This is a genomic window from Luteimonas suaedae, from assembly GCF_008312895.1.
Classification (GTDB): domain Bacteria; phylum Pseudomonadota; class Gammaproteobacteria; order Xanthomonadales; family Xanthomonadaceae; genus Luteimonas; species Luteimonas suaedae.
In genome coordinates, this window is record NZ_VSSP01000006.1 from 91,446 (window position 1) to 104,231 (window position 12,786).

Consider the following 12,786-nt stretch of genomic DNA (forward strand, 5'->3'; position numbering starts at 1 on the left):
CACCCAGACACAGGAGACAGCGATGCGTATCCGCAGCGACAGTTTCGAACCCCGCCGGCCGATCCCCTCCGAGTTCGCGCTGGGCACGCCCGACGGATTCGGCGGCAACCGCAATCCGCACCTGGTCTGGGACGAGGTGCCGGATGGCGCACGCGCGTTCGCGCTGCTGTGCATCGATCCCGATGCGCCGACGGTGGGCGAGATGGTGAACAAGGACGGAGTGCAGATTCCCGCCGAGCAGACGCGCACCGAATTCCACCACTGGGTGATGGCCGACATTCCCGCCGACCTGCGCGAGATCACGGCGGGCAGCTGCAGCGATGGCCCCACCAAGGGCGGCAAGCGCAATCCGCCCGGCCCCGCGGGCGCGCGCCAGGGATTGAACGACTACACCAGCTTCTTCGCCGGCGACGACGCCATGGGCGGGGAGTACTTCGGTTACGACGGTCCGTATCCGCCGTCCAACGACCTGCGCACCCATCGCTATTTCTTCCGCCTGTTCGCGCTCGACGTCGAGCGTCTCGAACTGCCGGAGAAGTTCACTGCCGGCGACGTACTCGCCGCAATGCACGACCACGTGCTGGCCGAGGCCGCGGTGTACGGCACCTACAGCCTCAACCCAGACGCGCAGGGATAACCGCGACGCCGGAACGGCCGGCCCGGTCGTCCGCGCGCGCTTGCGGTGGGCGTCTTGGCCAACGGTCCATCGTTATCGCACGCGGCGTGGGCGCCGCGGATGCGGCACCCCGGCTATCGTTTCCGTAGGAGCGCGCCATGCGCGCGATGCCGCGGGCGCTTCGCCGTCACGAGATTCCGGACACCGGCGCGCCTTCCGGCCCGCGCAAGAGCCGTCGATGGCCGACACCGGAAGCGCCCGCGGCATCGCGCGCATGGCGCGCTCCTACGACAGGCGCGCTGCCGCGCCGGCTGTCGTCATTCGACGGACGATTCCACCGTCATGTCGAGCACGTAGGCGATCGACGATGCGTCGGCCGGCGGGTTTTCGATCGCGTAGCGCTTGACCCGCAGCACGTTGCGCACGCCCGGCTCGTGGGTATAGCCCTCGATCTCCTCGTACAGCGGCTGCCATTCGCCCGGCGCGCCGGCCTTCAGGCCCTGCGCGTCGTAGTGCACCTCGCGCACCCGCAGGCACTGCATGTCCGGGATCAGCGGGTGGTTGCAGGCGATGCGCTGCGCGGCGACCTCCAGAAACACGGTCTCGCCTGCGCCGCCGTAGCGGGTATCCGCGGTGGCGGCGCCTTCGAAGCGCAGGCGGTCGCCCTTGGCAGTGGTGAGGGCAAGCATCGGCGGATCGCCGTCGTCGAGCCGCAATTGCAGTTCGCCCTGCAGGCGCGTGTTGGCGGCGGCATCCTGCGCCATCAGCGCCTGCTCGCAGGCCATCAGCGTTTGCATCAGCTCGTCGATCCGCAAGGTGTCGCCTTCGCGGGTGTAGCTGCCGCCGATGTGGTTGCAGCCGCCCGACACCCCCAGCCGGCCCTCGCTGAAGTCGAGTTGCAGCGGACGTTCGGTGCTGGCGAACAGGGCGTCGATGCGACTGCCATCGGCGGCGACCGCGTCGCGCAGGCGCCAGTGATAGGCCTCGAGCCGGTCGCCGCCGACCGGCATCGCCGCCGTAGCGGGTGTGGGCGCAGGCGTGGCCGGTGGTGGCTCGGTGGGCGCGCAGGCGGCGAGGGCGAAAGGCAGCAGCAGCGACAGGGATGGGGGCAGGCGACGTGTCATGGCGGTTCCCAGGCAAGGAGGCAGGATCGAAACTAACAGGTTGAACGCGGCAGTTTCGCCAATGGGGTTGCGTACGCCCGCGTCCGGTTCGAGGTCGTCCATGTGGCGCGGGTCACGCTTTGCGCCGCCGCGACCGTGTTGTCGATCCCGGTGCGCGTCGTTCGTCGTCCAGATGAGCGGCCGCCGCGCCGGCACCGTCGGTGGGGGATCCGCGCGATCGTGGGAGAAACGACATGCGCTGCATGGTGATGGTGAAGGCGACCCGGGACAGCGAAGCCGGCGCACTGCCGGACGCACGGCTGCTGGCCGAGATGCGCCGCTACAACGAGATGCTGGTCAGGGCCGGCGTGCTGCTCGATGCCGAAGGCCTCTACCCGAGCGCAAAGGGCGTGCGGGTGCGCTTTTCAGGCGCAACCCGGACCGTGATCGACGGGCCGTTCGCCGAGACGGAGGCGCTGCTGGCCGGCTTCTGGCTGCTCCAGGTCAAATCGCTGGAAGAGGCGATCGAATGGGTCAAACGCTGTCCCAATCCGCATCGCGGGGACACCGACATCGAGATCCGGCCGGTGCTCGAGGCCGAGGCGTTCGGTGCCGCGCCCACGCACGAGCGCGACGGACGGGCGGCGTGAACGGGTCCCGCCGTCCGCGACGGTGTGGCTGTGCGCCGGCCCGAGCCGCCGGGCGCACGACGAGTGGCCCTTGCCTGGCCGCGGAGATGGTGCTGTGATCGCTTGCCATGACCACGGATGTGCACAAGACCATCGACGCCGTCTGGCGGATCGAGTCGCCCCGGCTGATCGCCGGACTGATGCGCATGGTGCGCGACATCGACCTGGCCGAGGAGCTGGCGCAGGATGCGCTGGTGGTCGCGCTGGAGCGCTGGCCCGATTCGGGCATCCCGGATAACCCGGGTGCCTGGCTGATGGCCACCGCTAAGCACCGCGCGATCGACCGTCTGCGCCGGCACAAGCTGCTGGACCGCAAGCACGAACAGCTCGCCTACGAACTCGAATCCGAACGCGAGGACATCGACGCCAAACAAGAAGCTGCGCTCGACGATGCCGTCGGCGACGACCTGTTGCGGCTGATCTTCATCGCCTGCCACCCGGTGCTGTCGACCGAGGCGCAGGTGGCGCTGACCCTGCGCCTGCTGGGCGGGCTGACCACGCCGGAGATCGCGCGCGCCTTCCTGTTGCCGGAGCCGACCGTGGCCCAGCGCATCGTGCGCGCCAAACGCAGCCTGGGCGCGGCGCAGGTCCCGTTCGAGCTGCCGCCGCGCGACCAACTCGCCGAACGCCTGGCCTCGGTGCTCGGCGTGATCTACCTGATCTTCAACGAGGGCTACAGCGCCAGCAGCGGCGAGGACTGGATACGGCCGGGGCTGTGCGAGGACGCGCTGCGGCTGGGGCGGGTGCTGGCCGAGCTGATGCCGCACGAGCCTGAGGTGCACGGCCTGGTGGCGCTGATGGAACTGCAGGCCTCGCGGCTGGGCGCGCGCACCGGCGCCGACGGCGCCCCGGTCCTGCTGCCCGACCAGGATCGTGGCAAGTGGGACCGCCTGCTGATCGGCCGCGGCCTGGAGGCGCTGGAACGCGCCGAGCGCCTCGGACGCGTGCGCGGTCCATATGCATTGCAGGCCGCGATCGCAGCCTGTCATGCGCGCGCGCCGAGCGCCGAGGCCACCGACTGGCCGCGCATCGTCGCCCTGTACGACACCCTGTCCGAATTGGTGCCCTCGCCGGTGGTCGAACTCAACCGCGCGGTCGCGCTGGCGATGGCCCATGGTCCGCAGGCCGGCCTGGACCTGGCCGACCAGCTGCGCGAGGTGGCGGCGCTGGCGAACTACCACCTGCTGCCCGCCGTGCGCGGCGACCTGCTGGCGAAGCTCGAACGCCACGCCGAAGCCCTGATCGAATTCGAACGCGCCGCCGCGCTGGCCGGCAACGAGCCCGAGCGGCGCCTGTTGCTGGAGCGTGCGGCGCAGAGCGCGGCACGAGCCGGTTGATCCGGCAGCCATAGGCCGGGGCGCGTCGCTTTCCGGCGCCGCGCCGCGGCCCTGGCGTGGGAGCGATGCAAGTCGCGGCCGGCCCGGTCGCGTCCTACAGATAGCCGGTGATGTCGGGCGCGCGGTCCTGGCGGTCGCGCTTGCCGTCCTCGTAGATCGTCGGTGCCGCAGCGAGCGTCTCCTCGTCGACGTCGTCGAGGCAGGCCACATTGACCGCCCAGAACTCGCCGCCCATCTCCTTTTCCAGGTACCCGCGCGAGAACGGGTGTGTGCAGCAGGTGGGACAGCAGTAGTGGTCGACGTCTCCGGGCGGCCAGGCCGACGGCTCGGGCCGGTAGTCGTGCAGCGACTGCTCGCCCTGCACGATGCGCAAGGCGTCGAAAGGAATCAGGGCCTTGCGGTAGCCGGTCTTCCAGCAGAAGCTGCAGTTGCACTTGCGGATGCCTTCGTCGAAGTCGATGTCCGCCTCGAAGCGGACCGCGCCGCAGTGGCAGCTGCCGTAATAGGTCCTGCGCATGTCGTCTCTCCTTCGGACGGCGGCCGAGACCGCCGTCGATCGTAGTGCCGGGCCGGCAGACGTGTTCCGGCCCCGGATCACATCTCGACCAGGCCCTTGAACCCGCCCCAGATCATGCGTTTGCCGTCGAACGGCAGTGTCTTCGGATCCATGCCGGCCAGGCGCGGGTCGGCCATCACCTTCTTGTTGATCCGGTCGCGCTGCGTGCGCGACTTGTAGACGATGTAGGAGAACACCACCACCTCGTCCTCCTTCAGCTTCACCGCCCTGGGGAAGGAGGTGACCTTGCCCGGCTCCACGTCATCCGCCACGCACTCCACGTACTGCGTGGCGCCGTACTCCATCCAGATCTTGCCGGCCTTGCGCGCCAGCGCCTTGTAGGCCGCCAGCTTGGCTTTGGGAACCGCCAGCAGAAAACCGTCGACGTAGCTCATGTTGTCCTCCGTTGCGAGTGGTGAAGGGCCGTCGTTCCTGGAACGACGATCCGCGATGTGCGATTTCGACCGGTGCCATCGAGCGGTTCGGGGTTGTCCGGTGGCGCGCCCCCGCTGTCGCGGCCGGAAACGCCCAAGCAGGACACATGATGCGCGAACGCGATGCAACGTCTTGTGCATCCGCGCGCGTTTAGGGGGTCCTCGCGGCCCGGGACAACGACATGGGCGGACGCATCGGCTGACCGTCCCGACAGGGGCTGCCGCAACGGCGCCTCGACAATGCAGCCCGCGCTGCCAAGCGTCCTAGGCGGTTCGCCGCAGATGGTGGGCGACCAGTGCATTGGCATGGCCGTGGCCCATTGCGTGCTCGGTCTTCAGCCAGGCGACCAGTTCCATGTGCTTGCGTTCACCCAGTCCGTCCAGCAGCCGAAACCAGTGATCGACCGGATGGCCGTACTTCTTCTCGATGGAAGGGAAATAGGAGGCGGGGCCTCGGGTTTTCGGGGCATTGGCCATGTCGGTGCGTCTCCGGTTCGGGCGGGCGGGCAAGCGCTGGCTTGCCCGCTGCAGGGACGACGAATGGCGCGGCGCGGTTTCGACTGCCGGGAAAATCCGCTGCGGTGCCTGGCCTCAGCTGCCGGCCGGCATCAGCAGCAGCAACAATCCGCCCAGCACCATGCGGTAGATCGCAAAGCCGGTGTAGCGGTGCGACTTGATGTAGCCCAGCAGCCATTTCACCACCACGAATCCGGTGACCGTGGCGGCCGTGAACGCCACCGCCACCTCGCTCCAGGCCTCGCCGCCGAGGCCTTGCTCCAGCCACAGCTCGAGGAAGGCGTAGGCGCTGGCCGCGAACATGGTCGGGATGCCGACCAGGAACACGAATTCGGTGGCCGCCGAGCGCCGGCTCAGCCCCGCCAGCATCGCCATGAAGATCGCCGCCGCCGAACGCGAGGTGCCCGGGAACACGCCCGCCACCACCTGCGCCAGGCCGACCAGCACCACCACCGTCCAGGTCACGTCGATGCTGTCGCCGCGGCGCTCGGCCAACCGCTCGGCCACGATCATCCAGACGCCGCCAAGGATCAGCGCCCAGGCCACCGGCGTCACCGTCTCCGGCAGTTCCCAGCCGGCCATCCGCACCGGCAGGCCGACGATCGCGGTCACGGCGAAGGCGGCGCCGAGCTTCAGCACGTAGGTGCGGTTCTCGCGTTGGTGCAGGCCGGTGGCCAGCGTCCACAGCCGTTGCCGGAACACCAGGGTGATCGCCAGGATCGCCCCGGCCTGGATCACGATGTTGAAGAAGTCCGAACGCGCGCCCAGCCAGTGCTGCACGATCAGCAGGTGTCCGGTGCTCGACACCGGCAGGAACTCGGTAAAGCCTTCGATGATGCCCAGTAGCAGGGCGGCGAGCAGGTCGGACACGGGCGTGGAGGATGCGGAACGAGGCGCAAGAATACGCGAAGCCGTCTGTACCCACCCATGCGTGCCGATGCCATGCGTGCTGCGCCGCGCTCGCCAGCGCCGCGCGCAGCCGCGGGCGTGGATCGGTCAGATGTGCCGGATCATCCCCGCGCCTGCTTCGCCTGCGGCGCGATCGCGATCGATGACAGGTCGTTCGCCGCCGCGATCGCCGCGTCCGCCGCCTGCCGGCGTTCGGAGTAGCGGTCCACCAGCCGCGCGGCATGCGGTCGCAGCAGCACGGTGAACCGGACCAGTTCCTCGACCACGTCGACGATACGTTCGTAGTAGCCGGAGGGCAGCATGCGCCCGGCCTCGTCGAACTGGCGGAATGCCTGGGCGACGCTGGACTGGTTGGGGATGGTGAACATGCGCATCCAGCGCCCGAGCAGGCGCAGCGTATTGACCGAGTTGAACGACTGCGAGCCGCCCGAGACCTGCATCACCGCCAACGTGCGTCCCTGGGTGGGGCGGACCCCGCCCAGGCTCAGCGGCAGATGGTCGATCTGCGCCTTCATCACGCTGCTGATCTGGCCGTGGCGCTCCGGACTGCACCAGATCTGCCCCTCGGACCACAGCGACAGCGCCCGCAGTTCGTGCACCGCCGGGTGATCATCGTCGGGGACTTGTCCCGGCAGCGGCAGGTCGGACGGGTCGAAGATCCGCGGCTCGCCGCCGAACCAGCGCACCAGCCGTGCGGCCTCCTCGATCGCCAGGCGCGAATACGAGCGCTCGCGCAGCGAACCGTAGAGCAGGAGGATCTTCGGCGGGGCCTGCGCGCCGGCGGTCAGGCCGTCGGCCGGCCGCTGCGGCGCATGGCGTGGCTGCAGCGCGGGCAGGTGGTCGGGATCGGGAAGGGGGCGCAGTCTCATGCCGGCGTTGCCTCGGGTGCGGGAACAGGAGCCGAAAGCCCGGCCGGTCCGGCCAGCGCCAGGGGAGTTGCGGGCGGCAGCGCGCGTGCGACATTCGGCATTGCTCGTGCAGGCGGCCACAGTGGAACGGCCGAGCTATCGGCCATCGATGCCTCGATGATCGATGTATATAGGTAAAGCAACACCATCATCAGCAGCATCCGTCCTGTTCGCTCCGGCGCGGCGCGGCGGCGGCCTTGCTGGCCAGGATGCAGTCGGTCGCCTCCAGCCATGCCGCCACCGCGGTGCGGAAGGCGTCGCGTCCACGCTCGGTGAGCGCGTAGACCTTACGTTCGCGGCCCTGCACGGTTTCCAGGTGCGAGCGCAGGCAGCCGTCGCTCTCGAAGTCGGCGAGCATCGGGTAGATCGTGCCCTCGGTCGGACTGCAGCAGCCGCGCGTGGTCTTCGCCACTGCCTGCACCACCTCGTAGCCGTGCATCGGCTGCCGGTGCAGCACGCGCAGGACGAAGAACTTCGACAGCGACATCTTGATCGAGCCCTGCCAGTAGGCGCGATCGGTGTAGTCGGGCGTCGATCGCGATGCTCTGCGGGGGGATTCGGCGGTGGAGGGCATACCGGCGTTATACACCTCGATGCTCGAGGCATCAAGCAGCCGCAGACCTGTCCCGATCGCTTCTGAAGGCGTTCGAAATGCGGCGTCACCCCCGTAGGAGCGCGCCATGCGCGCGATGCCGCGGGTGCCTCGGGTCGTCGGTCATTGCGGCCCCCCCGCGAGCCAGAAGCGCACCGGTGGGCGGACATCGCAGGCGGCGCAATGCCCGCGGCATCGCGCGCATGGCGCGCCCTTACAAGGAAGTTGCGGCGCCGACGGCGCTCACACCGCCAGACCGGCGGCGTGTCCCGACGCCCACGCCCACTGGAAGTTGTAGCCGCCGAGCCAGCCGGTGACGTCGAGCACCTCGCCGATGAAGTGCAGCCCCGGCACCCGCCGCGACTCGAACGTGGACGAGGACACCTCGTCGGTGGCTACGCCGCCCAGGGTGACCTCGGCGGTGCGGTAGCCCTCGGTGCCGCTGGCCACCAGCGGCCAGGCCTGCAGCAGCGCCGCGATGTCGTGCAGCTGCGCCGGCGCGTACTGCCGCATCGGCCGATTCGGCAGCCAGACCTCGCACAGGCGCTGGGCGAAGCGCCGCGGCAGCACCTCGCCGAGCAGGGTCTTCAGTTCGGCGGCCGGGCGCTCGGCCTGCCAGCGGGCGAGCAGCGCCGGCACGTCCGCGTCCGGCAGCAGGTCCAGTTGCAGCGCATCGCCGGGCTGCCAATAGGAGGAGATCTGCAGGATCGCCGGGCCGCTGACGCCGCGATGGGTGACCAGCATCGCGTTGCGGAAGCGTTGTCCGTTGCAGGCGGCTTCCACCGGCAGCGACACGCCGGCCAGGTCCGCCAGCCGCTGCTGATGCTTGCCGCTGAGGGTCAGCGGCACCAGGCCGGCGCGCGTGGGTAGCAGTGCGTGGCCGAATTGATGGGCAAGCTCGTAGCCGAAGCCGCTCGCGCCCATGCTCGGGATCGACAGGCCGCCGCTGGCGACCACCAGTTTCGCCGCGACCAGATCGCCGCGGTCGGTCGCCAGGCGGAAGCGGCCATCGTCTTCCACCGTCACCCGGCCGATTTCGCACTGCGTGTCGATGCGCACGCCGGCGTGCACGCACTCGTCCAGCAGCATGCGCACGATCTGTTTCGACGACTCGTCGCAGAACAGCTGCCCGAGCTCCTTCTCGTGCCAGGCGATGCCGTGGCGCTCGACCAGTTCCAGAAACTGCCACGGCGTGTAGCGCGCCAGCGCCGACTTGCAGAAGTGCGGATTGGCGGACAGGAAGTTCGCCGGCGCGGTGCCGGTATTGGTGAAATTGCAGCGCCCGCCGCCGGACATCAGGATCTTCTTGCCGACCCTGTTGGCGCGCTCGATCACCCGCACCCGCAGCCCGCGCGCGCCGGCGACGTGCGCGCACATCAGCCCGGCGGCGCCGCCGCCGATCACCGCCACGTCGGCTTCGTGCGCGTCCGTATCGGTCATGGTGTCAGGCCACCGGCCCGTGCCGTCGCGAAAACCGCTGGCGCGCGTCCGACGCAGCGACAGGCCGCGTCACTCGTCCGCGAGATGCGATGCCCGGTGCTGGCGACGGTGACATGCGGGAGCCGGACGGGAACGGCCTGCCATTCTAGAGCGCATCTCGAACAAGCCGTTCAGCCGCGGATCGACGCGGAAAAGCGGCCAGTGAGGTTGCACGGAGCCGTTTTGCGTTGCGGCTTCGCGCATCCGCGTTGATCCGTAGCGGACAGCTCTTGATGAGCTGAACTGAGTGCCGTCCCGCCTCAGCCGCAGGCGCCCACCACCATCTCGTCGCCCGCGGTCGACCTCACCCGTACGCCGGTCGGGCGGCCGGTGGCCACGTGCCGTTGCCGGGCGAAGCGCGAGGCTTCCTGGATCGCGGTGATCATGTCGAGCTCGCGGGCGATCGCGTAGCCGGCGATGCGGATGGTCCAGCCATCGTCGTCCGGAGCCACTTCCACCAATGCGCGTTCCATCCTGCTCCCCTGTGATCGTTCCGGACGGCGGCCGATCCGCCAGCCGGAGCGTTGCCTTCACGCGCAGCACGTGTGCCGTGGATGGCGGTGCCGATCGGGGCAGCTTGGCGGACGGCGGGGATTGCGGGTAGTCGGGAGAATGCGCCTTGGTGCGTAGGAAAACTCCGAGGGGCACGGCGAAGCAGGCGTTCCCGGTTTGGCCAGGGACGAGCGCGTCGCCGCACGCACGGCAATTGCACCAACCTGGTGCGGCATCTCCATCTACGCACGGTTGCAGTGCATCGCCGTGGCGGGTCCGGGTTGAAAGCGCCGCAAAATCAATGGCTTGTGGGTCCGGAGTGGCTGGCACGCGCCTTGCATACACTTGACCATCCATCACCAATCCGAGGTTGAAACCCCCGATGTCCATCGACAACGTCGAAAAGCTGATCAAGGACCACAAGGTCGAGTTCATCGACCTGCGCTTCACCGACATCCGCGGCGTGCAGCACCACGTCACCTATCCGAAGTCGATCGTCGAGCCGGGCCTGTTCGAGGACGGCACGATGTTCGATGGCTCGTCGATCCCCGGCTGGAAGGGCATCAACGAATCCGACATGGTGCTGCTGCCCGATCCGGCCAGCGCCTACGTCGATCCGTTCCCGGCCGATCCGACCCTGGTGCTGGTCTGCGACGTGCTCGACCCGTCGACGATGCAGTCGTACTCGCGCGATCCGCGCGGCGTGGCCAAGCGCGCCGAGGCCTACCTCAAGTCCTCCGGCATCGCCGACCAGGCGTTCTTCGGCCCGGAGCCGGAGTTCTTCGTGTTCGACTCGGTCCGCTTCGGCGTCGAGATGGGCCACACCTTCTTCCACGTCGATTCGGAAGAGGCGCACTGGAATTCGGCCAAGGAGTACGAGGGCGGCAACACCGGCTACCGGCCGACGATCAAGGGCGGCTATTTCCCGACCCCGCCGGTGGACTCGCTGCACGACCTGCGCGCCGAGATGTGCAAGACCCTGGAACAGGTCGGCATCGAGGTCGAGGTGCACCATCACGAGGTGGCCAACGCCGGCCAGTGCGAGATCGGCACCAAGTTCAACTCGCTGGTCAGGAAGGCCGACGAGCTGCTGACGATGAAGTACATCATCAAGAACGTCGCCTTCCGCAACGGCAAGAGCGCCACCTTCATGCCCAAGCCGCTGGTCGGTGACAACGGCAGCGGCATGCACGTGCACCAGTCGCTGGCCAAGGGCGGCACCAACCTGTTCACCGGCGACGGCTACGGTGGATTGAGCCAGATGGCGCTGTGGTACATCGGTGGCATCTTCAAGCACGCACGTGCGATCAACGCGTTCGCCAATTCCACCACCAACAGCTACAAGCGGCTGGTGCCGGGTTTCGAGGCGCCGGTGATGCTGGCGTACTCGGCGCGCAACCGGTCGGCGAGCTGCCGCATTCCGTTCGTGAGCAACCCGAAGGCGCGCCGCATCGAGGTGCGCTTCCCGGATCCGATGCAGTCGGGCTATCTCACCTTCGCCGCGCTGATGATGGCGGGGCTGGACGGCATCAAGAACCAGATCGATCCGGGCGGCCCCAGCGACAAGGACCTCTACGACCTGCCGCCGGAGGAGGAGAAGAACATTCCGAAGGTGTGCCACTCGCTCGACCAGGCGCTCGAGGCGCTGGATGCCGATCGCGAGTTCCTGACCGCCGGCGGCGTGTTCTCCGACGACTTCATCGACGGCTACATCGCGCTGAAGATGCAGGAGGTGACCAAGTTCCGCGCGGCCACCCATCCGCTCGAGTACCAGCTGTACTACACCGTCTGATGGCATCCGGGCATCCCAATGACGGGGGCGCCGGGCCGGCGGATGTCCGGCCCGGCGCAGCGCGCCGGGCGTTCGGGAAGGGCGCGCGGCAGTGCCGCGCAAGCGCCCTTACCTCACCCGCTCGAGTACCAGCTGTACTACACGGTCTGATGGCATTCGGGCATACCAATGACGGGGCTTCGGGCCGGCGGATGTCCGGCCCGGCGCAGCGCGCCGGGCGTTCGGAAAGGGCGCGCGGCAGTGCCGCGCAAGCGCCCTTACCTCACCCGCTCGAGTACCAGCTGTACTACACCGTCTAACGGGGGAAGGCGGCCCGGTGCGCTTGCCCGGGCCGTCGCATTGTCCGGCGGACGACGTGAGGCAGACACCGATATCGGCGCGCCGCTTCAGGAAGCGCAGCGCCGCGCCAAGCGGTTTTGGCGCGATCTCTCCCCGCAAGCGGGAGAGGGAGGCATTTCCACAAGCGCGTAGGTACCCAATAGGAAAGTCTCTAGTCGAGTAACAGAACGAGGGAGAGGGAGAGCATTGCCGGCACGGGGACGCAGAGCCTCCGGCCGGAGCGCAGCGATCGCAACACGGCGCCGCGCGGGCAAAGGGCGATACGCAACAGGTACCGACCGGGGAGGGTTCCATTCATCGAGGAGCCTAGTCATGACGTTTCGCACACGAGGGGTTGCAACGCTGTTCGCACTGGGCCTGCTGGCCGCCGGCCATGCCCACGCGGAGGTATCCGGATCGGTCACGCTGACCAGCGACTACCTGTTCCGCGGGCTTACCCAGACCAACGAGGAGCCGGCGTTGCAGGGCGGCATCGACTACACGCACGACAGCGGCTTCTATGCCGGCGCCTGGGGCAGCAGCATCAGCTGGTTGTCCGATTCCGATCCCGACGTCTCCAGCCAGGTGGAGATCGACCTGTACCTGGGTTACGGCGGCGAGTTCGGCGACAGCGGCGTCGGCTTCGATGTCGGCGCGATCTACTACTGGTATCCCGGTGACTACCCGCCCGGATTCACCGATCCCGACACCACCGAGCTGTACGTCGGCCTGAGCTACGGCATCTTCGGCAGCAAGTACTCCTACGCCGTCAGCGACCTGTTCGGCCTGCCCGATTCCGACGGCAGCAGCAATCTCGACGTGACCGCCGACTGGGAGTTCGTGCCCAGCTGGACCCTCAACGCCGCGGTCGGCAAGCAGTGGGTGAGCGGCTACGACGGCGCCGATTACGCGTTCTGGAAGCTCGGCGTCAGCAAGGGCTTCGACAACGGCTTCGAGATCGCCGCCGCGCTCAACGACAACGACCTCATCGGGCCAGACGAGACCTTCACCTTCGCCGTCACCAAGTCGTTCTGACGGCCGTGGC

Annotated in this window: 15 protein-coding genes; 5 read left to right on the forward strand and 10 right to left on the reverse strand. The window is 68.5% G+C overall.

The genetic code is table 11. The features are described 5' to 3' along the window. Nucleotides 1–22 precede the first annotated feature (22 nt). A complete protein-coding gene (locus FXO19_RS10920; protein WP_149195128.1) occupies nucleotides 23–637 on the forward strand; it encodes a YbhB/YbcL family Raf kinase inhibitor-like protein in 615 nt (204 codons plus the stop codon). A gap of 296 nt (nucleotides 638–933) precedes the next feature. On the opposite strand, the gene FXO19_RS10925 is transcribed toward FXO19_RS10920, so the two are convergent. Next, nucleotides 934–1,728: an META and DUF4377 domain-containing protein gene (locus FXO19_RS10925; protein WP_149195260.1), complete on the reverse strand. Its 795-nt coding sequence runs from the start codon at nucleotides 1,726–1,728 to the stop codon at nucleotides 934–936. 245 nt (nucleotides 1,729–1,973) lie between these two features. Here FXO19_RS10925 and FXO19_RS10930 point away from each other — a divergent pair, with 245 nt between their 5' ends. After that, on the forward strand, nucleotides 1,974–2,369 hold the full coding sequence (locus FXO19_RS10930) for a YciI family protein (protein WP_149195129.1): 396 nt from the start codon (nucleotides 1,974–1,976) through the stop codon (nucleotides 2,367–2,369). Between the two features lie 107 nt (nucleotides 2,370–2,476). After that, nucleotides 2,477–3,745: an RNA polymerase sigma factor gene (locus tag FXO19_RS10935; protein ID WP_149195130.1), complete on the forward strand. Its 1,269-nt coding sequence runs from the start codon at nucleotides 2,477–2,479 to the stop codon at nucleotides 3,743–3,745. A gap of 94 nt (nucleotides 3,746–3,839) precedes the next feature. Here the strand turns inward: FXO19_RS10935 and FXO19_RS10940 are convergent, their stop codons facing one another. The 9 genes from FXO19_RS10940 to FXO19_RS10980 all read right to left on the reverse strand — a co-directional run bounded on the left by FXO19_RS10940 (nucleotide 3,840) and on the right by FXO19_RS10980 (nucleotide 9,612). Next, nucleotides 3,840–4,262: a GFA family protein gene (locus tag FXO19_RS10940; RefSeq protein WP_149195131.1), complete on the reverse strand. Its 423-nt coding sequence runs from the start codon at nucleotides 4,260–4,262 to the stop codon at nucleotides 3,840–3,842. Between the two features lie 77 nt (nucleotides 4,263–4,339). Then, nucleotides 4,340–4,696, reverse strand: a complete 357-nt coding sequence (locus tag FXO19_RS10945) for a DUF1428 domain-containing protein (protein WP_149195132.1) — start codon at nucleotides 4,694–4,696, stop codon at nucleotides 4,340–4,342. 303 nt (nucleotides 4,697–4,999) lie between these two features. Beyond that, a complete protein-coding gene (locus FXO19_RS10950; RefSeq protein ID WP_149195133.1) occupies nucleotides 5,000–5,212 on the reverse strand; it encodes a DUF4287 domain-containing protein in 213 nt (70 codons plus the stop codon). A gap of 114 nt (nucleotides 5,213–5,326) precedes the next feature. Continuing rightward, nucleotides 5,327–6,121, reverse strand: coding sequence for an undecaprenyl-diphosphate phosphatase (locus FXO19_RS10955; protein WP_149195134.1), 795 nt, complete (start codon nucleotides 6,119–6,121; stop codon nucleotides 5,327–5,329). Between the two features lie 140 nt (nucleotides 6,122–6,261). Beyond that, nucleotides 6,262–7,029, reverse strand: a complete 768-nt coding sequence (arsH, locus tag FXO19_RS10960) for an arsenical resistance protein ArsH (protein ID WP_149195135.1) — start codon at nucleotides 7,027–7,029, stop codon at nucleotides 6,262–6,264. Continuing rightward, nucleotides 7,026–7,229 (reverse strand): hypothetical protein, encoded by a 204-nt coding sequence (locus FXO19_RS10965; protein ID WP_149195136.1) that lies wholly within the window; start codon nucleotides 7,227–7,229, stop codon nucleotides 7,026–7,028. Before FXO19_RS10965 ends, arsH begins: the two co-directional genes overlap by 4 nt. Continuing rightward, nucleotides 7,220–7,657 (reverse strand): PadR family transcriptional regulator, encoded by a 438-nt coding sequence (locus FXO19_RS10970; RefSeq protein ID WP_223115485.1) that lies wholly within the window; start codon nucleotides 7,655–7,657, stop codon nucleotides 7,220–7,222. The genes FXO19_RS10965 and FXO19_RS10970 overlap by 10 nt, the downstream gene beginning before the upstream one ends. 246 nt (nucleotides 7,658–7,903) lie before the next feature. Next, nucleotides 7,904–9,100 (reverse strand): BaiN/RdsA family NAD(P)/FAD-dependent oxidoreductase, encoded by a 1,197-nt coding sequence (locus FXO19_RS10975; RefSeq protein WP_149195137.1) that lies wholly within the window; start codon nucleotides 9,098–9,100, stop codon nucleotides 7,904–7,906. Nucleotides 9,101–9,399: 299 nt separating this feature from the next. Then, nucleotides 9,400–9,612, reverse strand: coding sequence for a hypothetical protein (locus tag FXO19_RS10980; RefSeq protein WP_149195138.1), 213 nt, complete (start codon nucleotides 9,610–9,612; stop codon nucleotides 9,400–9,402). Between the two features lie 401 nt (nucleotides 9,613–10,013). Here FXO19_RS10980 and glnA point away from each other — a divergent pair, with 401 nt between their 5' ends. Continuing rightward, nucleotides 10,014–11,423 carry a type I glutamate--ammonia ligase gene (gene glnA / locus FXO19_RS10985; RefSeq protein ID WP_149195139.1) on the forward strand — a complete coding sequence of 470 codons (1,410 nt, stop codon included), beginning with the start codon at nucleotides 10,014–10,016 and terminating at the stop codon, nucleotides 11,421–11,423. A 651-nt stretch (nucleotides 11,424–12,074) separates the two neighbouring features. Continuing rightward, on the forward strand, nucleotides 12,075–12,776 hold the full coding sequence (locus tag FXO19_RS10990) for a TorF family putative porin (RefSeq protein WP_149195140.1): 702 nt from the start codon (nucleotides 12,075–12,077) through the stop codon (nucleotides 12,774–12,776). Nucleotides 12,777–12,786: the final 10 nt, after the last annotated feature.